This window comes from Salicibibacter cibi (assembly GCF_016495865.1).
Lineage (GTDB): Bacteria > Bacillota > Bacilli > Bacillales > Marinococcaceae > Salicibibacter > Salicibibacter cibi.
This window is the reverse complement of record NZ_CP054706.1, coordinates 2,394,198-2,415,293: the sequence shown is the minus strand read 5'-3', so window position 1 is coordinate 2,415,293 and position 21,096 is coordinate 2,394,198. Positions and strand designations below refer to the sequence as shown.

The following is a 21,096-nucleotide window of genomic DNA, read 5'->3' as shown; positions in this document are numbered from 1 at the left end:
ATGGTGAAAATCGCCCCGTCCATATTGGCAGTTGATTTTGCATCATTAAAAGAAGAAATCGTATCCGTGGAAGAAGCGGGTGCGGACATGATTCACATCGATGTAATGGATGGCCATTTTGTGCCAAACATTACGATCGGTCCAATGATCGCCGAAGCATCAAGACGATCAACTGCGTTACCGTTGGATGTCCATTTGATGATTGAACAGCCGGATAATTTTATTCCTGCGTTTGTGCAGGCCGGGGCAGATATCGTTACCGTCCACGCGGAAGCCTGCCCCCATTTGCATCGAACGGTCCATTTGATCAAGGAGCAGGGAGCGCAAGCGGGTGTGGCCATTAACCCTCATACGCCTGTTGATGTTCTCAGGCATGTCCTGGAAGACATAGATCTCGTATTGTTAATGACCGTAAATCCCGGTTTTGGCGGCCAATCGTTTATCCGGAGTGCAGTGGAAAAAATAAGTACGGTTAAAACGTTGGCTGGAGATCTGAATCGAGATGTTTGGATTGAGGTCGATGGCGGGATTGACGACGAAACGGCCCCGTTGTGCACTCGAGCGGGCGCAAATCTTCTCGTTGCCGGGTCCTATGTTTTTAAAAAAGACGACCGGGCCGACGCGCTCCGGAAATTACGGGGAGAATAGTAGCGTTTGTGCCGCCCTTCGGTATCTTGAAGCAAAAAAATAAAAATTTTAATGTACTATTTCGGGAATGGCGAATATACATATAGAAGAATCCGTATGTGTCTTCATGGCTGTCCGTGCATAAAGCTGGCCTTCAAGGAGGAATAGTAATGAAATTTTATACCATTAAGTTGCCGAAATTTCTGGGAGGGTTCGTCCGCGCTGTTCTAGGTTCGTTTAAAAAAGAATAGAGGAAGGCAAAGGCACCGGGGGATTGCACCGGTGCCTTTGCCGGTTGGAGCGGGTGATTGGTGCTTTATGTAGGGATTGCTAAACAACTTGCAGCTATCAGCTGAAGCCGTGATGGCGCTTCCATGGCTTCGCTTTCCGCGGACGAACGGTCAAGCCTCCTCGCGCAAAACCGGCGCTGCGGGTGCTTGACGCGTCCGTTTTTCCGCTGGAGTCTCGCCATTGCAGCACCGTCCCTCCGTACGTTGCCAAAAGTGCAAGGGTTTTTTTTATAGGATGGATTTCCTTGCATCCAGTTTTGGCAACGCCAACGGAAAATGCTTATGTGCCAGTCTTTTTCCATTATTCAGCAGTTCCTATCTTACGATACAATATATTAGGATCGATTCGTGAGATTATATCGCAAGCAGCATTCATACAACTTTTAAAAAGGTAAACGCTCGTATATCCGATCAAAGAAGGACTTACACGATCTATAATCTCGGCGATTGCCAAAAAGAGAACGATAGGCGGCTTCAAACGATGGGAAATCAGGGCGACCATCAAAAAGAGAACGTATGACGCCTGTGCATCACAAAAAGTCCGTATGAAACATCTACGCGTGGCGCCTTCCCGATAAACTTTTACAAAAGAAAAAGCCGGCGTCGGCGCACTAAACGCGCGTGACTTTGCCGGCTTTCAAAGCTTTGGTTGATACGTACGCTTTTTTTGGCTTTCCGTTTACCAAAATCCGTACTTTTTGTACGTTCGCGCCCCAACGGCGTTTCGTTGAGTTATTCGCGTGTGATCGCTTGTTTCCGGATGATGGACCTCGGCCGGTAACGACGCATTTTCTGGACATTCGATGACCTCCTTTACCCAACTTGCATGATTACACCCCAACATCTTAGCATAACCTGCCCGTTAATCGCAACGTCTCTTGTTTAAAAGTGCATAATTATAGTAAGATGATCATAGTTGATCGTTCAGGAAAAACCCTATATAAGGAGGATGGTTATGGCCCTTGAAATGAACTCTCAATTGGGATCCATCGATATATCAAAAGAAGTGGTGGCGACAGTCGCCGGTGGGGCCGCGACAGACGTTTACGGAATTGTAGGAATGGCTTCCCAGAAACAAATCAAGGACGGAATATCCGAGTTGTTAAAAAGGGATAATTTTTCACGGGGCGTCGTCATCCGCGAATTCGACGACGATCTTCACATCGATATGTACATTATCGTCAGCTACGGGACAAAAATATCGGAAGTCGCTTACAATGTGCAAACGAAAGTGAAGTATCAGCTGGAACAAATGCTGGGATTAACGGTCGAATCGGTAAACATTTTTGTGCAAGGTGTGCGTGTAAGCAACCCGTAGTGGTGGAGGTGGATGAACAGTGACAACGAAAATTGACGGAAAAACCCTTATCGACATGTTCGCGGAAGGGGCGCATGTCCTCGATCAACACTCGGAACGTGTCGATGCTTTAAACGTTTTTCCGGTGCCCGATGGGGATACGGGAACAAATATGAGTTTAACAATCAATTCCGGCGTAAAAGAAATGAAGCAAGGGGAGGATGTGCGCGCATCAGCGGTGGCGAAGCATTTCTCCAAAGGCTTGCTGATGGGCGCGCGGGGAAACTCAGGGGTCATCCTTTCCCAATTGTTCCGCGGATTTGCAAAAGGGATTGAAAAAAAAGATGAATTCGACGGGCAAGCCTTGGCCGCCGCTTTCGAGAATGGCGTGGACACAGCGTATCGTGCCGTTATGAAACCGGTGGAGGGAACCATTCTTTCGGTGGCCAAAGACGCCGCAAAAGCAGCGCGTAAAGAAGCACGCAAGCATAACGATGTCGACGCCGTGCTCGAAGAGGCACTTTCCGAGGCGAGACGTTCATTGGAACGAACCCCCGATTTATTGCCGGTCTTAAAAGAGGTCGGGGTTGTAGATTCAGGCGGACAAGGCCTTTTGCATATTTATGAAGGCATGCAGGCAGGTTTGCGAGGAGAATCAACCGCCGATCACGCAACAGAAGTCGCAGAGCAGCCTTCCATGGACACCCTCGTGGAAGCCGAGCATCATCATGTCCAGGGAGATATAGCCCCCGAAGACATTGAGTTCGGCTATTGCACGGAAATCATGATCCGTTTTGATGACGAAAAAACGAAGAAAAATCCGTTCAACGAAGAGGCATTCCGCTCACGCTTAAGCGAACATGGCGATTCACTCCTCGTCGTGAGCGATGAAGATTTGCTCAAGATACATATTCACGTGGAATACCCGGGCGTCGTCATGGATGAAGCACAAAAATATGGCGAGCTTATCAATGTTAAAATCGACAATATGCGGGAACAACACGCGGAGCTTTCTTCCCACATGCATCAAGAAGCTACGGAATCAACGTCGAAAAAGAAACAAACGTATGCGGTTATCGCCGTTACCATGGGTTCCGGCGTTCAAGCCTTATTTGAAAGCCTCGGTGTCGAAGCGTTCGTTGAAGGCGGACAAACGATGAACCCGAGTACAGAGCAATTTATCGAAGCAATTGAGCAAACAAATGCCGAACATGTTTTTCTCATCCCGAACAACGGCAATATCGTCATGACGGCCGAACAGGCGGCGGACGTGTTTGAAAGCTTGGACGTGCGCGTAATTCCGACAAAATCGGTTCCGCAAGGATTGGGCGCGATGTTTGCGTTTAATGAGGAGGAAGACGTTGCGGCCAATGCAGAGGCGATGAACGAAGGCATTTCAACGGTGAAAAGCGCGAGCGTCACAAAAGCGATTCGCGATACCACTATTGGAGGTGTAGACATAAAGGAGAACGATTTCATGGGACTCGTCGAAGGTGAAATCGTTAGTTCCGGAGCGACATTGGAAGAAACGCTGAAAAAGACCGCCGAAGCCATGATCGATCATGAGATTGAAATGCTTACGGTCATTGCCGGCGAAGATGCGGATGAGGACTGCACGGAAGTGCTTGCCGCCTACGTTGAAGAACAGTACGAAGACGTGGAAACGGAAATTCATGATGGGAAGCAACCGCTCTATCATTATATTCTGTCAGCCGAGTAGAGGAGAATCGGGGGAGGTGTTCACCTCCCTATTAAAGGGGGATGCGCATGGCACGAGTGAAAGTGGTGACAGACAGTACCGCGGACATACCAAAGAAAATGCTTGAAGAATTGGATATCACGGTCGTTCCGTTGAAGGTTAATTTTGGGGAAAATGAAACGTACACGGACGGAGAAACGTTAAGCCCGTCAGGTTTTTATGAAAAATTGCAAAAAAGCGATGTTATGCCGACAACTTCTCAGCCATCCCCGTATGATTTTGAGACGCTTTACAATCGGCTTTCGGAGGAAGATACGGTTATTTTTTCCATTCATTTATCTTCTCAATTAAGCGGGACGTATCAAGCGGCAACGCTCGGGGCGGAAGAAACGAAGGCAAATGTCGAAGTCATTGATTCCAAAAGGGCAAGCTATGCGTTCGGCATTATCGTTGCCGATGTGGCCCGACTCGCCAAAAACGGTGCCGACAGGGATGAATGCCGAAAACGGCTGGAACACTTGTTGCAACATACGACGGTTTTTTTCATGGTGGACACCCTTGAATATTTGGAAAAAAACGGTCGGATAGGGAAAGCTTCGGCGTTACTCGGTTCGTTATTAAAAATGAAACCGATTCTATCATTGACGGAAAAAGGAGAAGTCTATCCATACGAAAAAGTCCGGGGTCGCAAAAAGGCGATGGCGAGGATCGTCACCGAACTTGAAAACACCTTTGGCGATCAACCGATCCAGTTAGGGATGTTTCATGCGATTGCCGCTGATACGGCGGAAACGATGGCTGCAGATGTTAAGGAAAAATTAAATGTTGTGTCTGACGTTACCACGGAAATCGGCGCCGTCATCGGAGCGCACGTAGGACCGGGAACGATCGCGGTAACGGCCGCTCCCGCGCAAGAAAGCTAGGGGAGGGCTCAGCACCCGGAGAGTGAAAAACGGCAACGGAGGCCCGTGGAAAATCATGACAAGCCTAAAAAAACCGCAAACAAGTATTGAGGAGCTAAGAGGCGTAGGCCCGGAGACGGTGAAGGAGTTGAGCCGCCTCGGTATTTTCACATGGGAAGATTTGCTTTGGCATTTGCCCCATCGGTATGAAAATGTTGCCATCCGCCCGGTGGAAGAACTGGAGCACGACGTGCAAGCCACCCTCGCAGGCACCGTTCAAGGGCCGCCCAATGTCAAATACTACGGAGCCAAAAAAAACCGTCTTTCTTTTCGTTTATTTGTCGATGGGCATCTCGTTCAAGTCGTCGCTTTTAACCGCGCGTTTTTAAAAAATAAGCTGCAACCGGAGACGAAAGTAAATGTGACCGGAAAATGGGACCGGTATCGCGCCACGCTCACCGCCCAAAGAATCGAGTTCGGAGACGTTGATGAAACGCGTGCTTACGCCCCCGTGTACACAATCACCGGCAAACTCACGGTTCGTCAACTGGAAAACTGGATCAAACAAGTCATCCAACAAGATGCGTTCCCGGTGGAAATGCTCCCTGCCAATTTGCGAAAAAAATACAAGTTGCCGACGATCGCCGAGGCGCTTTCGACCCTTCACCAACCGGAAAATGCGCAAGCGCTTAAAAATGCAAGACGCCGTGTGGTTTACGAAGAATTCCTCCGTTTTCAATTAAACATCCAGGCGTATAAACGCACGCGCAGAAAAAATGAACAGGCACAGCCGACGAAGATTGACGAAGCGGCCACCCATCGATTCGTGCAAGAGCTACCATTTGCGCTTACTCATGCACAGACGCGTTCGCTTCGTGAAATTCTCGCCGACATTCAAGCAGACCATAAAATGAATCGGCTCCTGCAAGGGGACGTCGGCTCGGGCAAAACTGTCGTCGCCGCATGTGCCATGTATGCGGTGGTGGGCGCCGGGAAACAAGCCGCGTTAATGGTGCCGACCGAGATCCTCGCTTCTCAACATGCCGAAAGCCTTGCCGAATTTTTTCATCCCTACGGCATGGAAATCGCGCTCTTGACCGGTTCAACGAAAACCGCCCGCCGCAAGGAAATCCATGCCGGCCTGGAGAGCGGGGAGATTTCGGTGATCGTTGGCACGCACGCGTTAATCCAGGCTACGGTCCCCTTTCATGATCTCGGCCTCGTCATCACAGATGAACAGCACCGTTTCGGTGTGGAACAACGTCGGGCCCTTCGGGATAAAGGAAATCCGGACGCTTTGTTCATGACGGCAACCCCGATTCCCCGGACGCTTGCGATCACGGCATACGGAGACATGGACGTGTCTCGCATTGATGAACAACCGAGCGGACGAAAAGCCGTCAAAACCTACTGGGCAAAACCGGACATGCTCGAGCGTATCATCGCTTTTGTCCGAAAAGAAACGGCCGCGGGAAAACAAGCGTATGTTATCTGCCCGCTGATTGAAGAATCCGAGCAATTGGACGTGCAAAATGCCATCGATATCCATGCCCAATTGGAGACGTTCATGCCCGACAGTCGCATCGGACTTTTGCATGGCCGCTTGCGGGACGAAGAAAAAGAAACAGCCATGAATGAATTTACGGGTGGCTCCATTGATGTTCTCGTAGCCACAACCGTCGTGGAGGTAGGCGTCAATGTTGCAAACGCCACGATCATGGTCATTTATGATGCAGACCGCTTTGGACTCTCGCAGCTCCATCAACTTCGCGGACGTGTCGGGCGCGGCGAGGCTCAGTCTTATTGCATATTGCTGAGTGATCCCGCGTCGGAAACGGGAAAAGAACGTATGCGCATCATGACCGAGACGACCGACGGGTTTGTTTTGGCGGAAAAAGACTTACAGTTGCGCGGCCCGGGAGACCTTCTCGGACAAAAACAAAGCGGCATGCCCGAGTTCCGCCTCGCCGATCCCGTTCATGATTACCGGGCGTTAGACACCGCCCGGCAAGATGCGAGTACGTTGCTCGACTCGGAGGCATTTTGGAATGATCGGGAATATCAACCTTTGCGAGACTATGTGCAACAAACAGGCGCAACCTCGGGGGAAAAATTGGATTGAAGAGACAGCCGGTTTGGTGTTCATGGAGACCGAAGCGGGGATAGTCTCGTTGAATCGGTCGCCATGAAGCGTCTATGAAGCCCGAAACAGGGACTGTCTCGCCGCGCTACGGTCACCAAGGAGCGGTTATGACGCCCGAACGCAGGAGTTGATTGCCTTTTCGGTCGTTATGAAGCGCTCATGGCGCACGAATTAGAGCATTTCCCGCCAAACCGGTCGCCACGGAAACAAGCGTCCCTCCATTTTTCACCATCAGAGACTTGATTTTCATGCACGTTTGATTCAGAATTAGGACCAAGTCATAGAAAAAGGTGTAAGCGTGAATATTATCCCGCGCCTGCATCGGAAAATCCCGGCATCTGCCATGCCCGGTCAAACAGAAACGCGCAATATAAAACTGAGAGGAAGCAAAAAGGAGGTCGCCGGTGGCGGTGGCTATCCCTCCTCGCCTAATTTTTGGAAGGGTAGAGATGAAAAAAACGAAAGCTGAACGGAAACAAGAACTGGAAGATACGATTGAGGCCAATCCATTTATTACGGACGAGGCCTTGGCCGAGCGTTTTGGTGTCAGTGTGCAAACGATTCGCCTCGATCGTTCCGAGTTAAGAATCCCGGAAGTCCGCACGCGTATCAAGCAGTTGGCCGAGACGAACCATGATGATGTACGGGCTTTGCAAAACGAAGAAGTGATTGGAGAAATCGTCGATTTACAACTGGATGACCAAGCGATTTCCATCCTCGACATTACCGATGACCATGTGTTTACGCGCAACGGCATTGCAAGGGGCCATCACCTCTTCGCGCAGGCGAACTCGCTCGCGGTTGCCATCATCAACGACGCGTTCGCGGTAACCGGACGGGCGAACATCCGCTTCATGCGTCAAGTTTACGCAGGCGAACGGGTTGTGGCGAAGGCAAAAGTAAAAAAACGAAGTCACGGTTATCCTGTCATAACCGTGGACAGCTATGTCAATCAGACCCTCGTTTTCAAAGGGGAGTTCGTCATGTCGAAAGGAAAAGAAGCGTGAAAAAAGCAAGAAAAAGGAGTACATTCCACAATGAAAATAGCCATAGACGCAATGGGAGGCGACAATGCCCCAAAGGCACAAGTAGCCGGTACGTTAGCAGCCGTCCGGACGTTTGAAGACCTTGAAGTGACGCTCGTCGGTGACGAGGAAAAGATTACCCCTCATCTATCGGGCCACGAGCGCATCAAAGTGTTGCACACGACGAGTGTGATTGAAAATGACGAGACCCCGACCCAGGCGGTGCGCCGCAAAAAAGATTCCTCGATGGTTCTGGCTGTCAAGGAAGTGCGCGAAAACCGGGCGGATGCCAGTATATCCGCGGGCAATACGGGCGCGTTAATGTCCACCGGTTTATTGCAAATCGGACGCATTGAAGGATTGGAACGTCCGGCGCTGGCACCGATGCTCCCGACCCTTGACGGAGAAGGATTCCTTCTTTTGGATGTGGGTGCCAACATAGAAGCGCGTGCGGCCCATCTATTCCAATACGGCATTATGGGTGACGTATATATGCGCCGTGTCAAAAATCGCAAACAACCGAAGGTAGGATTACTTAATATCGGTGCAGAAGAAGGAAAAGGCAATGAATTATCCAAACAAGCCTTTGAACAAATGCAAGAAGCAAACTTTACATTTATCGGCAATGTCGAGGCGCGGGACGTATTGAACGGTGTTTGCGATGTTGTCGTTTGTGACGGCTTTTCAGGAAATATTTTACTGAAATCCATCGAAGGGACGGCGGAAGCGCTGTTTTCCATTTTAAAAACGGAGCTCAGCACGACGATGAAAAACAAACTGGCGGCAGCAGCTTTGAAGCCTTCGTTTAAAGGAATCAAGCAAAAATTAAGCTATTCTCATTACGGAGGTGCCGGTTTGTTTGGCTTGAAGGCGCCTGTAGTGAAAGCCCATGGGTCGTCTGATCACACCGCTTTTTTTCATGCCATCCGACAAGCCAGGCAGATGGTTTCCGAAGATGTAGCAGGTGTTATTGCCGCTGATTTGCAAAAACAGAGGAGGGATTGAAATGGGGAAAACGGCCTTTTTGTTTCCGGGACAAGGCTCGCAAGCAATCGGAATGGGCATAACCGCGGCTGCGGAAAACAAAGCGGCGCAGGCGGTTTTGACCGAAGCAGACGAAACCCTCGGCTTTCCCCTTTCCGAATTGATGGAAAACGGCCCGGAAGAAGAACTGAAAAAAACGGCAAACGCGCAACCGGCGTTATTAACGGCGAGCACTGCAGCATTGCAACTTTTTTCGGAAAGAGGTTTGCAGCCGGATTACGTCGCCGGACACAGCCTCGGGGAATACAGTGCACATGTCGCCGCCAATGTTATCGATTTTAAGGATGCCGTTTTGGCTGTTCGAAAAAGAGGCGAATTAATGGAAGCTGCGGTGCCTGCCGGTGAAGGCGGGATGGCGGCAGTAATGGGGATGAAAAGGGAAGATTTGCAAGCGGTCGTTTCCGAAGTCAACGAGGAAGGAAAACCGGTACAACTCGCCAATCTGAACGCCCCGAACCAAATCGTCATTTCCGGATCGGCGGACGGCATCAAAGAAGCCGGTGAGCGTGCCCAGGAACAGGGGGCCCGCCGCGTTGTATCTTTAAACGTGAGCGGCCCGTTTCACTCGCCGCTCATGAAGCCCGCCCGCGAGAAGTTGCAAGAAGTGTTGGCGCCGGTTGCCTTTCGTGACAGCGATGTCCCGGTTGTAATGAACGCGTCCGCGTCCGCGGCAAGCGATGCGAAAACGTTAAAGGAAGCGCTCGTCAGTCAGGTAACCGCTCCCGTTTTGTGGGAAGACAGCGTTCGTTTTCTGCTTGAAGACGGCGTGGACACCTTTATCGAAATCGGGGGTGGACAAGTGTTGGCCGGCTTGGTAAAAAAAATACAGCGCCGCGGAGTCCACGTGTTTTCCGTTGAAAGCCAAGCAGATCTCGACGCTGTATGGAAAGCAAAGGAGGGATCGTAATGCTAAAAGGGAAAAAAGCGCTCGTTACCGGGGCTTCCCGCGGGATTGGACGAGCCATCGCGCTTAATCTCGCCGAGAACGGTGCTGATGTTGCCATCAATTATGCGGGAAATGAAGCAAAAGCTGCAGAAACCGCAAAAGAATGCGTATCTTATGGGGTAGATGCCTTCCCCGTGCAAGCAAATGTAACCCGGGAAGAGGACGTCAAAACCCTTTTTAAAACGGTCACGGACCGATTCGGCGCGATTGATGTACTCGTAAACAATGCCGGCATCACAAAGGACAATTTAGTCATGCGCATGAAAGAAGACGACTGGGATGAAGTTCTCGACACGAATTTAAAAGGAGTCTTTCTTTGCGCGAAAGCGGCGGTACGCCCAATGATGAAACAGCGGTCGGGGTCAATCATTAACATTGGCTCAGTCACCGGTTCGCTCGGCAATGCCGGGCAGGCCAATTATACGGCAGCAAAAGCAGGGGTCGTTGGGCTGACGAAAACGTTGGCCAGAGAGCTTTCCTCCCGTCACATTCGTGTAAATGCTGTCGCGCCGGGTTTTATTGAAACAGAAATGACCGACGAGCTGGAAGGGGAGCAGCGGGAAGGGTTGCTGGCACAAATCCCGCTCGGCGAACTCGGGCGCCCCGAAGATGTGGCCGAAACGGTCAGTTTTCTCGCAGGGGAAAAAAGCCGCTATATGACGGGGCAAACCCTTCATGTTGACGGCGGCATGTATATGCCATAAAGTCCTGAAGTCAGAAATCGGAGGTAGGAAGTCGGAAAATCATTCTTCGTTACTGGAAAGTTTTTCTGACATCTGGCTTCTGAAATCTGACCCCCGATAAAGTTAGGCTGGTTTTTTATGGGCAAATATCCTATAATGACAAAGAAACACTTCTGGGTTAGGAAGTAAAGGAGGAAGTAAAAATGGCAAAAACAGAAACGCTGGATCGCGTAAAAAAGATTGTTGTCGATCGGTTGGGTGTCGAGGAATCGGAAGTGATCAGTGAGGCAACGTTTAAAGATGATCTCGGTGCCGATTCGTTGGACGTCGTTGAACTCGTGATGGAACTTGAAGATGAATTTGATATGGAAATCTCTGATGAAGAGGCAGAAAAAATTTCCACCGTCGCTGATGTCGTGAACTACATAGAAGGACAGCAGTGATGGAAGAGAGGCGGGAAGTCAGATATTCGCCGCCTTTCCGGATTTCCCCTATCATCAGAAAGTAAACATTGCTTGGATGATAGGGGAAGAAAACACTTTGACTTTCGCTATGCTTGGCGAAAGTCAAGTTTTTCTCAGAAAAAGGAGCTGTAAGAGCAGAAAAATGAAATCCTCTCCAAATAAAAAGAAAAAAATACACGCAAGCGAAACCCATGTGCAGAAATTTCGGGATTTATTATCGAAATTAGGTTTGCAATTTAATGATGATCAATTGTTGTATCAGGCTTTTACCCATTCATCCTATGTTAATGAAAAGAAACACAACGCCGATAGCGATAACGAACGGTTGGAATTTTTAGGGGATGCGGTGTTGGAATTATGTGTTTCCCAATACTTGTATCGTCGTTTTCATACGATGCAGGAAGGGGAAATGACGAAACTGCGTGCCGCCGTCGTTTGCGAGCCTTCGCTGGCAGACCTTGCGCGAAATGATGATTTCGGTAGCCTCGTGTTTCTCGGAAAAGGGGAAAATTTGACGGGCGGCCGGGAACGTTCGGCTATGCTCGCGGATGTCTTCGAAGCGTTTGTCGGTGCCCTTTACCTTGATCAGGGCATGGAAGCCGTTGACCGTTTCCTTGAACAAACCGTTTATGAAAAAATCGAAACCGGCAGCTATACGGATGTAATGGACTTCAAAAGCCAGCTACAAGAGTTTGTCCAAAGAGCCTCAACGGGAGCGGTCGCATATGAAATCGTCAATGAACAAGGACCTGCGCACAGCAGGGAATTCGTTGCCCGCGTCTCCATCAATGGCGATCATCAAGGCGAAGGAATCGGAAAAACGAAAAAATCGGCAGAGCAACACGCTGCCCAGAAAGCGCTGATGCAATTAAGCGCGGAAAATAATAAGGGACAGTGAGCGCGATGGGGCGTGGAGCGTTCGCGGAGCTCAAAATGGGATGGCGGCTGTCGAAATGGGCGCCATGGATCGGTGTATCAAACAGATTTGTAGGACGAGGCTGCGAAAGTGGCCGAACACATGGTGCTATCGGATATTTTTGCATGAAAGAAAGGAAAAACTGTCCGAACAAAGGGGACAGTTTTTCATCTGGGCACCATTCGTCCGCCCCCCACCCGCAGTGGGTGAGGGCAAAACGGGTTTATTTTTTACTCTCGACTTTAATTCTTCCCAGTTCCGAAATGAGGGCGTCCATTTCTTTTACACTAAGATTTGAACTGCCGTCCACGTGCTCATAGATCTCTTTTATATCATCATAATACCGGAGATCGTAGCCTTTCGGATCGAGCACTGCGGCGTTCACCACGTTTAGGTGTTCCTGTAGTTTATCGAAAATGTAGGTAAGATTTTCTTCTGTTGCTTCGTTAAGGTTCATGACGGGCCTCCTTTTCTATTGTCTATTGTAGAAGGGATGAGCTTGTTTGAAAAGGTTTCAGTGCAAAAAGATTGCGAGGGAGCGTCTTTGTTTTTAAAACGACTGGAAGTGACCGGCTTCAAATCTTTTGCCGCTCCTTTGAGCATCGATTTTAATGAAGGCATCACGTCCATTGTCGGACCAAACGGGAGCGGGAAAAGCAATGTCGCCGACTGCATTCGTTGGGTGCTCGGCGAACAATCCGCCAAACAGCTTCGCGGGGCGAAAATGGAAGATGTCATTTTTGCCGGAAGCGAATCCAGGAAAAAAGTAAATATCGCCGAAGTTTCCCTGATCTTGGATAACGAAGATGAATACATGATGCGTGAATTCAACGAGATCAGCCTGACACGCCGGCTGTACCGCACAGGGGAGAGCGAATATTTTTTAAATCGCAAAGCTTGCCGAAGAAAAGATATCGTCGATTTGCTCGTTGATTCCGGGCTGGGAAAAGATGCGTATTCCATGATCGGGCAAGGGGAAGTGGATCGGATCCTTTCCTCGAAACCGGAAGATCGGCGCACGATGTTTGAAGACGCCGCGGGCGTTTTAAAATATAAATCCCGCAAGCAAGAATCAGAAAAAAAGCTGCAAGAGACGATGGACAATTTGAACCGCGTGCAAGATATTATCCATGAACTCGAAGAACAACTGGCGCCGTTGGAGCTGCAAGCGTCAACCGCTCGGGAATATTTACAACACCATGAGGAAAAAGAACGATTGGACGTCGCCATTCTCGCCCATGACATCGAAGCGAAGCACGCGTCTTGGGAAGCATACAAACAATCCCTTGCAAAAATGGAGAGCGAAGCGGAAGCGGAAAAACAAACGTTATTCGAAGCGCAAGAAGATTTGGCTCAAAAAAAAGAAACGCTCGCCGATGCGGAAAACAAGCTGGATGCTGCGCAAAACGAATTGTTGCAGACGAGTGAAGCCTTGCAGAAACGGGAAGGCCACCGCAATCTCATGGAAGAAAGAGGGACTAACGCCAATGAGCGCTTGGAAGCGTTGGACCGCAGAATTCGCGAATTGCAGGAAACGTGGGAGCAAAAAAGCGCGCAATTGGAAAAAGAAGCCGCTGTACTGAACGAAAAAATCGAGGCTGAGCAAGAAAACAGAAAAGAGTTGGAAACCCTCGAAAAGAAAAAGAACAGAACGAAAGCAGATGTGGAAGCGGAGTTGGAAACCCTTAAGGGCGAGTATATTGATGCGCTCAACGCCCACGCGACGAGCAAAAACGAACGGCGCTATAGCAATGAACAAAAAGAGCGGGTCCGGGAACGGTTGAAACGGCTGTTTGCCGAAAACGAAGACAGCGAACAGCACTTGGCAAAGCAAAACGAAGAAGAAGCGAAAGCGAAACAATCCTACGAAGCCCTTGAAGCACAGCTCCAATCCGAAGAAACGGCATATGAAGACGCCCGCGCCCGTTTCGAAGCGGAACAAGGGAAAAAAGAAAAAGCGGAACAACAATTGTACGCGAACTATCGAAAACTCGACGATGCCCGTTCTCGCTTGCAATTGCTCCAACGGATGGACCAAGAACATGCCGGTTTTTTTCAAGGGGTGAAAGCGGTGTTGCAAGCGGCGGATGCCCAAAAGTTAACCGGGGTCCACGGAGCCGTTGGTTCGCTCATTTCTACCGACGAACGGTATGAAAAAGCGGTGGAGACTGCTCTTGGAGGAGCACAGCAGCACGTTATCGTCGAATCGGAGGAAGATGGCCGTCGAGCGATCCAATTTTTGAAAATGAATCGCCAAGGTCGCGCCACGTTTTTGCCACGTTCCGTCATGAAGCCGCGAGCAGTCCCCGATACGGTGCAGGAACGATTGCGCGATGCGGAAGGGTTTTGCGGGGTCGCTTCCCAAGTGGTCACGGCAGAGCAGCGTTTTTCGCCGGTGATTGAAAACCTCCTTGGCAACGTCGTGCTCGCCACTGACTTAAAAGCGGGAAATCGTCTCGCCAAAATCGTTCAGTACCGCAACCGTATCGTTACCCTCGAAGGGGAAGTCATCAATCCCGGCGGTTCCATGACCGGCGGCAGCGATAAGCGCAAAGGCATGGAGCTCTTGAGTCGGCAGCGGGAACAAGAAGAGCTGCAAGAAAAACAAAAACAATTGGACGCTGAAAACGAGAAATCGGAAAAGACCGTCGCCGCCATCAAACAAAAGGTCGAAACGCTGCGCCAAGAGACGGAAGAACACAAGCGCCAAACCGAAGACGTCCGTTCCCGTTTGGCGGACGCGAAAGAAACGCACGTGCATGTCCAGGCAGAGGCAGGCAAAAGGCACGCAGAGCTATCGTTATATACGAAAGAAAAACAAGCGTTGGAATCCGAACTTCGGGAATGGGAAGTTCAATTGGAACACCTCGAGACACGTGAACGCGAGGAATCGGAAAAGGCCGAACGTATCCAGGCAGACATTAACGAGAAGGAAAAAGAAAAAGAAGAACAAGCCCAGTCCGAACAAGCGCTGCAAGAAACGTCTACGCAATTGCGCATCCAAGCTGCCTCAAAAAAAGAACAATTGGATCACCAAAAACAAACCGTTGAACGTTTGCGAAACGATGTCGCCGAGGAGCAAAACGATTTACACGCTGCCATGAAAGAAAGAAAAGAGCTGGAAACGCGTCTGCAAGAAGTATCCGGGGGCTCGGACAACCTTGACGGGGAAATCAAGGAATTGCAAACGAAGAAAGCGGAAATAGAGCAACAAGCGTCTGACTTAAAAGCGCAGCGGGAAGAACAACAACAGTTGATCGAAAAGAAAGAGAACCACCTTGCCGTTTTGGAAAAACGTACCGCGGACATTGAAGAAGAACGCTATCAATTGCAACTCTCCCGCCATCGCCTTGATATTGAACTGGACCAGTTGCTCGAACGGTTGCAAACGGATTATGAAATCACATTTGAAGCAGCGAAAAAACGGCCTTCTTTTGAAGAGAAGACAGTCGAAGACGCGCGCAAACGGTTAAAACTCGTGCAAAAAAGCATCGATGAACTCGGGCACGTGAACATCGGCGCAATTGATGACTATGAGCGCGTCAACGAACGCTATCAATTTTTATCGGAACAACAAGCGGATTTACAAGAGGGGAGAGATACGCTCGTCGCCGCCATTCGTGAAATGGACGAGGAGATGACGCGCAAATTCGGGGAAACATTCTCGTTGATTCGCACGTATTTCCAAGAGACATTTTCGGCAATGTTTGGAGGAGGGGAAGCGGATCTTTTGTTGGAAGACCCAAACCATTTATTGGAAACGGGCATTGAAATATACGCCCGCCCTCCGGGAAAAAAAAGGCAATCGTTGTCCTTGCTTTCGGGCGGGGAAAAGTCCCTGACCGCGATCGCCCTTTTGTTCGCGATTCTCCACGTGCGGCCGGTCCCGTTCTGTGTGCTTGATGAAGTGGAGGCCTCCCTTGATGAAGCGAACGTGGAACGCTTTGCCAATTATTTGCGCACCTTCAGCCATCAAACGCAGTTTATCGTCATTACCCACCGGAAAGGAACGATGGTCGCAAGTGATATTTTATACGGCGTGACCATGGAAGAGTCAGGCGTTTCCCGCCTCGTTTCCGTCCGGCTCGAAGACTATGTCCCCGAAACGGAAGCAGAAGAAGAGCTGCAAACGATAGGAAGGAGCGACACGCCATGAATTTTTTTAAAAAATTAAAGGAACGGGTTTCCGCCCAGACCGAAACGGTCACCTCGAAATTTAAAGACGGATTGGAAAAAACCCGCGATTCGTTTGCGGAAAAAATGAACGACTTAGCGGCACGGTATCGAACCGTGGACGAAGATTTTTTTGAGGAACTGGAAGAATTGTTGATCTCTGCGGACGTAGGGGTGCATACGGTCATGGAACTGACCGAAGAACTGCGCACGGAAGTGAAACGCCAAAATGTGAAAACCCCCCAAGACGTGTTGCCGGTCATCAGTGAAAAGTTAACGGCCAAACTCGATTATAGCGGCGAAGATTACGCATTGAACATGAACGACGAAGGCATGACCGTCGTTCTGTTCGTCGGCGTGAACGGTGTCGGAAAAACGACGACAATCGGAAAAATCGCCCAGCGTTTTAAATCCGAAGGCAAAAACGTCGTTTTGGCTGCGGGAGATACGTTCCGTGCCGGCGCGATCGAGCAATTGGCCGCCTGGGGTGAGGATGTCGGCGTTAATGTCGTTAAACAAGCCGAAGGATCGGACCCGGCGGCGGTTATGTACGATGCTATTCAATCCGCCCGCTCCAAAAACGCGGACGTGCTGCTTTGCGACACGGCCGGCCGCTTGCAAAACAAGGTTAATTTAATGAAAGAACTGGAAAAAGTAAAACGCGTCATTAGCCGCGAAATCCCGTCAGCCCCGCACGAAGTGTTGCTCGTGTTGGATGCCACGACCGGGCAAAATGCGATGACGCAGGCCAAAACGTTTAAAGAAGCAACGGAAGTTTCCGGCATTGTGCTCACGAAACTGGACGGCACCGCGAAAGGCGGCATCGTGCTCGCCATTCGCAATGAACTCGACATCCCCGTCAAATTCGTCGGCCTCGGCGAGGGCGTCGATGACTTGCAACCATTTGATGCTGAGCAATTCACGTACGGATTGTTCCGGGAGCTGGCGGAAGAGGATGAATCCGCGGTGGACGAGCGAGCATAAGCAGGGGCGGCGCAGGAAAGATGTCTGCGGACTGGGAAAGGAAGAATCGACGGTGTTGAGTCTTCAGAAGGTAGGTCTGCGGACTGAGAAAGGAAGAATCGACGGTGTTGAGTCCTCAGAAGGTAGGTCTGCGGACTGGGAAAGGTAGAATCGAGCGAGCGGAATCCTCAGAAGTGCGGTCTGCGGACTGAAAAAGGTGAAATCGAGCGAACGGAGTCCTCAGAAGTGCGTTCTGCGGACTGAAAAAGGTGAAATCGAGCGAACGGAGTCCTCAGAAGTACGATCTGCGGACTGAAAAAGGTGGAATCGAGCGAGCGGAGTCCTCAGAAGTGCGTTCTGCGGACTGAGAAAGGTGAAATCGACCGAGTCGAGTCCTCAGAAGTACGATCTGCGGACTGAAAAAGGTGGAATCGATCGAACGGAGTCCTCAGAAGTGCGATCTGCGGACTGGGAAAAGGGAAATCGATCGAGCGGAGTTCTCAGAAGATAGGTCTGCGGACTGAGAAAGGTGAAATCGAGCGAACGGAGTCCTCAGAAGTGCGGTCTGCGGACTGAGAAAAGTAGAATCAGCGATCCGAGTCCTCAGAAGTGCGGTCTGCGGACTGAGAAAAGTAGAATCAAGCGATCCGAGTCCTCAGAAGTGCGGTCTGCGGACTGGGAAAGGTGGAATCGACCGAGTCGAGTCCTCAGAAGTACGATCTGCGGACTGAGAAAGAGGAACTCGAGCGAACGGAGTCCTCAGAAGTACGTTCTGCAGACTGAGAAAGGTGAAACCGACCCGATCCGAGTCCGCAGAAGCACGCGCTAAGGTCCGGAAAGGTGTCACCGTGTCAATCGATATAATAGGAGGCATTTGCATGGCCCATGCGGGTGAAACTATTCGTTAAAATTTTGTTGACTTTCTTTTTGGAGCTTTTCATTCCACACCAATCATAAATATTGTTTGTGGTTATTTTTCGATTCGGGAATAGAAATTTGTATTCCCCAATGCTTCTCGTGATCGCTGTTTTATTGTCTTCTTCATAACCGCATTTGGCACAGACCCAATTCACACCTTTATCAGTCATAAAAGAACGGCAGCTCACACAGACGATGCCTTTTTTCAGCTCATGATAATCATAGTCGGGAAATTGTGTATGCGGATTGTTATGCACATGCAACGCCAGTAATTTTTCCGCGAGTTTATTATGTTTGTACGTCATTTTAGATTCTAGGCGGTTTAATGTTTCCAGGAAGCGATGGATTTGGTTCGGGAAAACGGCAGGCAGTTTAGGAGGAGCATTGTACAGATAAAATTCAGAATGGGTAAAAACTAGCGTGGATTCAATCGAAAAATTCAGTCGATGCTGTTGAAGTAATTTTCGCAGGAGGGTTTCGCTCCGCTTTAGTTGAAGCTGGGGGTCTTGGATTTCGATCCCGGAAATTGTCTTCCATTTGTCGTCATCGATGAAAAAATCACCTTTGGAATATTTAGACTCCAAGAGATAAATCGTTTCTTGCAAAATAAGCATCTTATCGATTTGAAAAAAATTACGGTCTTGGTTTAGTAAAAGGTCGTTGATTACAAAACAGTCAGTCGTTAAGTCTTCCAACCAAGCATCCAATTGTTGCTCGCCTTTAAAACCTTTCTCAAGATAGAGATAGCGCTGCTCATCAGGAAGGGTCATTCGGGGGCGTAAGAGCCGCAGCGTTTTTAATTCGGCGGGGACTTCGCGGGGTTTGAGAATCATGAGGCACGTCCTTTCATTTAATTTTCTTCATTATACCAGCAAAAGCCGGTCTTGACATCCTCCGCTCACCCCTGTATCCTTGTAAAGGCGATACACTTAACAGATAAGGTGAATCCAGTGCTGGAAAAAACGATGCGAATGAACGCACTTTTTGATTTTTATCATCCACTCTTAACCGAAAAGCAACGCAACTATTTGCAGCTTTACTATTATGATGATTACTCACTCGGGGAGATTTCCGAGTACTTTGACGTGAGCCGCCAAGCCGTTTATGATAATATCCGGCGCAGTGAAGAAATGCTGGAAGCGTACGAAGCGAAATTACAGCTCGACGAACGGTACCGCCGTCGCCAACACCTCTACCAAAAGCTTCGCCAACAAGCAAGCGCGTCCGCATCACCGGTTTTTTTTTCCATTGTAGATGAATTGGAACGATCTGAAGAATAGGGGGGACACAATGGCCTTTGAAGGTTTAGCCGAGCGTTTGCAGGCGACGATGTCGAAGATTAAGGGCAAAGGGAAAGTCAATGAAGCAGACGTGAAAGAGATGGCGCGGGAAGTCCGCCTGGCGCTCCTTGAAGCCGATGTGAACTTCAAAGTCGTCAAACAGTTTGTGAATCGCATTAAAGAACGCGCCGTCGGACAGGAAGTAATGAAAAGCTTAACCCCCGGCCAGCAAGTCATAAAGGTTGTCAACGAAGAACTGACAGAGCTGATGGGAAAAGAAGAAAGCAAACTGGAGGTCGCCGATAAAGCGCCAACGATTGTCATGATGGTCGGTTTGCAAGGGTCCGGGAAAACGACGACCGCCGCGAAACTCGCTAACCATTTGCGCAAAGAGAAAAACCGAAACCCGATGCTTGTTGCTGCTGACGTTTATCGTCCCGCTGCCATCGATCAGTTGCAAACCCTCGGAAAGCAATTGGAGATGCCTGTTTTTTCCAAAGGAACCGAAGCCAATCCCGTTGACATCGTCCGGGAAGGGGTCGAGCAGGCAAAAGCGGAGAATCATGACTATGTGCTCCTTGATACCGCCGGCCGTTTGCATGTGGATGAAGCGCTGATGGACGAGTTGCAACAAATGAGCGACGAGATCCGGCCCCATGAAGTCCTCCTCGTCGTCGATGCCATGACCGGCCAAGATGCCGTTAATGTTGCGGAACAATTTAACGAGCAATTGCCCGTTTCCGGCGTCATCCTCACGAAATTGGACGGGGATACCCGCGGCGGTGCCGCCCTTTCCATTCGCGCCGTCACCGAGCAGCCGATCAAGTTTGCCGGGATGGGCGAGAAAATCGACCAGTTGGAAACGTTCCATCCCGAACGCATGGCGTCTCGAATTCTCGGAATGGGAGATATGCTTTCGCTTATCGAAAAAGCACAAACAAACGTAGATGAAGAGCGTGCCAAAGAGTTGGAAAAGAAAATGCGCAACGCCGATCTCACGTTTGACGATTTTCTGGAACAGCTGGAACAAGTGAAAAGCATGGGATCACTTGAAGACATCCTTAGCATGATGCCCGGTGCCGGCAAGATGAAAGGCATGAAAAACATGCAGTTGGATGAAAGCCAAATCGGTCGCGTCGAAGCGATCGTGCGCTCGATGACGAAAGCGGAAAAACAAGACCCCAAGTTGATGAACGCGAGCCGCAAACGTCGGATCGCAAAGGGGAGCGGAACGTCGGTGCAAGACGTGAACAAATTGCTCAAGCAATTCGAAGACATGAAAAAAATGATGAAACAAATGTCGTCGATGGGCGGAGGCAAAAAGAAAGGAAAAGGCGGCATGCAATTGCCGTTCATGCGCTGAAAAGGAAAAACCCTTTACAAGCAAAGAAAACTTGTCTATAATAGGCAAATGTGAAAATGCGACTGATAAAAATTGGAGGAATAAATCATGGCTACAAAAATTCGTTTAAAAAGAATGGGAACGAAAAAACGACCTTTTTACCGTGTCGTTGTTGCTGAATCCAGTGCTCCGAGAGACGGACGTTTCATTGAGGAAATCGGCACGTACAATCCGCTCACGGAACCGAGTGATTTTCAGGTGAATGAAGAGAAGGCGGTTAAATGGATGCTCGACGGCGCGAAACCATCAGATACCGTTCGCAACCTCTTTACGACACGTGGGTTGATGGAAAAAGTCCATCAAGCGAAATACGGTAAGTAGGAT

The 21,096-nt window shown here is 49.6% G+C and carries 21 protein-coding genes; 17 read left to right on the top strand and 4 right to left on the bottom strand.

Annotated elements, in window-relative coordinates; translation table 11 throughout:
• Complete coding sequence (rpe, locus tag HUG20_RS12110) at nt 1-648, top strand: ribulose-phosphate 3-epimerase (protein WP_200084939.1); 648 nt, start codon at nt 1-3, stop codon at nt 646-648.
• Between the two features lie 149 nt (nt 649-797).
• Nucleotides 798-878 (top strand): stage V sporulation protein SpoVM, encoded by an 81-nt coding sequence (gene spoVM / locus HUG20_RS12105; RefSeq protein WP_200090489.1) that lies wholly within the window; start codon nt 798-800, stop codon nt 876-878.
• 97 nt (nt 879-975) lie between these two features.
• On the opposite strand, the gene HUG20_RS19560 is transcribed toward spoVM, so the two are convergent.
• Together HUG20_RS19560 and rpmB are read right to left on the bottom strand one after the other, a co-directional pair.
• On the bottom strand, nt 976-1,107 hold the full coding sequence (locus HUG20_RS19560) for a hypothetical protein (RefSeq protein ID WP_281392409.1): 132 nt from the start codon (nt 1,105-1,107) through the stop codon (nt 976-978).
• A 421-nt stretch (nt 1,108-1,528) separates the two neighbouring features.
• The gene (gene rpmB, locus HUG20_RS12100) at nt 1,529-1,717 is read right to left on the bottom strand and encodes a 50S ribosomal protein L28 (protein ID WP_142087770.1); all 189 of its coding nucleotides are present in this window, start codon (nt 1,715-1,717) and stop codon (nt 1,529-1,531) included.
• A gap of 155 nt (nt 1,718-1,872) precedes the next feature.
• Here rpmB and HUG20_RS12095 point away from each other — a divergent pair, with 155 nt between their 5' ends.
• The 10 genes from HUG20_RS12095 (at nt 1,873) to rnc (ending at nt 12,018) form a co-directional block, all read left to right on the top strand.
• A complete protein-coding gene (locus HUG20_RS12095) occupies nt 1,873-2,235 on the top strand; it encodes an Asp23/Gls24 family envelope stress response protein (RefSeq protein ID WP_200084938.1) in 363 nt (120 codons plus the stop codon).
• Between the two features lie 55 nt (nt 2,236-2,290).
• On the top strand, nt 2,291-3,934 hold the full coding sequence (locus tag HUG20_RS12090; protein ID WP_200090488.1) for a DAK2 domain-containing protein: 1,644 nt from the start codon (nt 2,291-2,293) through the stop codon (nt 3,932-3,934).
• A 47-nt stretch (nt 3,935-3,981) separates the two neighbouring features.
• The gene (locus tag HUG20_RS12085) at nt 3,982-4,836 is read left to right on the top strand and encodes a DegV family protein (RefSeq protein WP_200084937.1); all 855 of its coding nucleotides are present in this window, start codon (nt 3,982-3,984) and stop codon (nt 4,834-4,836) included.
• 55 nt (nt 4,837-4,891) lie between these two features.
• Nucleotides 4,892-6,937 carry an ATP-dependent DNA helicase RecG gene (gene recG / locus HUG20_RS12080; RefSeq protein WP_200084936.1) on the top strand — a complete coding sequence of 682 codons (2,046 nt, stop codon included), beginning with the start codon at nt 4,892-4,894 and terminating at the stop codon, nt 6,935-6,937.
• Nucleotides 6,938-7,407: 470 nt separating this feature from the next.
• Nucleotides 7,408-7,965, top strand: a complete 558-nt coding sequence (gene fapR, locus HUG20_RS12075; protein ID WP_200084935.1) for a transcription factor FapR — start codon at nt 7,408-7,410, stop codon at nt 7,963-7,965.
• A 30-nt stretch (nt 7,966-7,995) separates the two neighbouring features.
• Nucleotides 7,996-8,988 carry a phosphate acyltransferase PlsX gene (gene plsX / locus HUG20_RS12070; RefSeq protein WP_200084934.1) on the top strand — a complete coding sequence of 331 codons (993 nt, stop codon included), beginning with the start codon at nt 7,996-7,998 and terminating at the stop codon, nt 8,986-8,988.
• 1 nt (nt 8,989) lies between these two features.
• Complete coding sequence (fabD, locus tag HUG20_RS12065; protein WP_200084933.1) at nt 8,990-9,934, top strand: ACP S-malonyltransferase; 945 nt, start codon at nt 8,990-8,992, stop codon at nt 9,932-9,934.
• The gene (fabG, locus tag HUG20_RS12060) at nt 9,934-10,677 is read left to right on the top strand and encodes a 3-oxoacyl-[acyl-carrier-protein] reductase (RefSeq protein WP_200084932.1); all 744 of its coding nucleotides are present in this window, start codon (nt 9,934-9,936) and stop codon (nt 10,675-10,677) included. Before fabD ends, fabG begins: the two co-directional genes overlap by 1 nt.
• 182 nt (nt 10,678-10,859) lie before the next feature.
• Nucleotides 10,860-11,099 (top strand): acyl carrier protein, encoded by a 240-nt coding sequence (gene acpP, locus HUG20_RS12055; protein WP_200084931.1) that lies wholly within the window; start codon nt 10,860-10,862, stop codon nt 11,097-11,099.
• A gap of 163 nt (nt 11,100-11,262) precedes the next feature.
• Nucleotides 11,263-12,018, top strand: coding sequence for a ribonuclease III (rnc, locus tag HUG20_RS12050; protein WP_200084930.1), 756 nt, complete (start codon nt 11,263-11,265; stop codon nt 12,016-12,018).
• Between the two features lie 241 nt (nt 12,019-12,259).
• On the opposite strand, the gene HUG20_RS12045 is transcribed toward rnc, so the two are convergent.
• Entirely contained in the window at nt 12,260-12,493 is a 234-nt protein-coding gene (locus HUG20_RS12045) for a DUF1128 family protein (RefSeq protein WP_200084929.1), read from the bottom strand.
• Between the two features lie 42 nt (nt 12,494-12,535).
• Here HUG20_RS12045 and smc point away from each other — a divergent pair, with 42 nt between their 5' ends.
• Together smc and ftsY are read left to right on the top strand one after the other, a co-directional pair.
• Nucleotides 12,536-16,192, top strand: coding sequence for a chromosome segregation protein SMC (gene smc / locus HUG20_RS12040; RefSeq protein WP_200084928.1), 3,657 nt, complete (start codon nt 12,536-12,538; stop codon nt 16,190-16,192).
• Nucleotides 16,189-17,193 (top strand): signal recognition particle-docking protein FtsY, encoded by a 1,005-nt coding sequence (gene ftsY / locus HUG20_RS12035; RefSeq protein ID WP_200084927.1) that lies wholly within the window; start codon nt 16,189-16,191, stop codon nt 17,191-17,193. The genes smc and ftsY overlap by 4 nt, the downstream gene beginning before the upstream one ends.
• Nucleotides 17,194-18,023: 830 nt before the next feature.
• Here ftsY and HUG20_RS12030 read toward each other — a convergent pair.
• Complete coding sequence (locus HUG20_RS12030; RefSeq protein WP_200084926.1) at nt 18,024-18,923, bottom strand: NERD domain-containing protein; 900 nt, start codon at nt 18,921-18,923, stop codon at nt 18,024-18,026.
• 117 nt (nt 18,924-19,040) lie between these two features.
• On the opposite strand from HUG20_RS12030, the gene HUG20_RS12025 reads away from it, so the two are divergent.
• From HUG20_RS12025 to rpsP, 3 genes are all read left to right on the top strand, one after another.
• On the top strand, nt 19,041-19,370 hold the full coding sequence (locus HUG20_RS12025; RefSeq protein WP_200084925.1) for a putative DNA-binding protein: 330 nt from the start codon (nt 19,041-19,043) through the stop codon (nt 19,368-19,370).
• Nucleotides 19,371-19,380: 10 nt separating this feature from the next.
• On the top strand, nt 19,381-20,733 hold the full coding sequence (gene ffh, locus HUG20_RS12020) for a signal recognition particle protein (RefSeq protein ID WP_200084924.1): 1,353 nt from the start codon (nt 19,381-19,383) through the stop codon (nt 20,731-20,733).
• A gap of 87 nt (nt 20,734-20,820) precedes the next feature.
• The gene (gene rpsP, locus HUG20_RS12015; RefSeq protein WP_200084923.1) at nt 20,821-21,093 is read left to right on the top strand and encodes a 30S ribosomal protein S16; all 273 of its coding nucleotides are present in this window, start codon (nt 20,821-20,823) and stop codon (nt 21,091-21,093) included.
• Nucleotides 21,094-21,096: the final 3 nt, after the last annotated feature.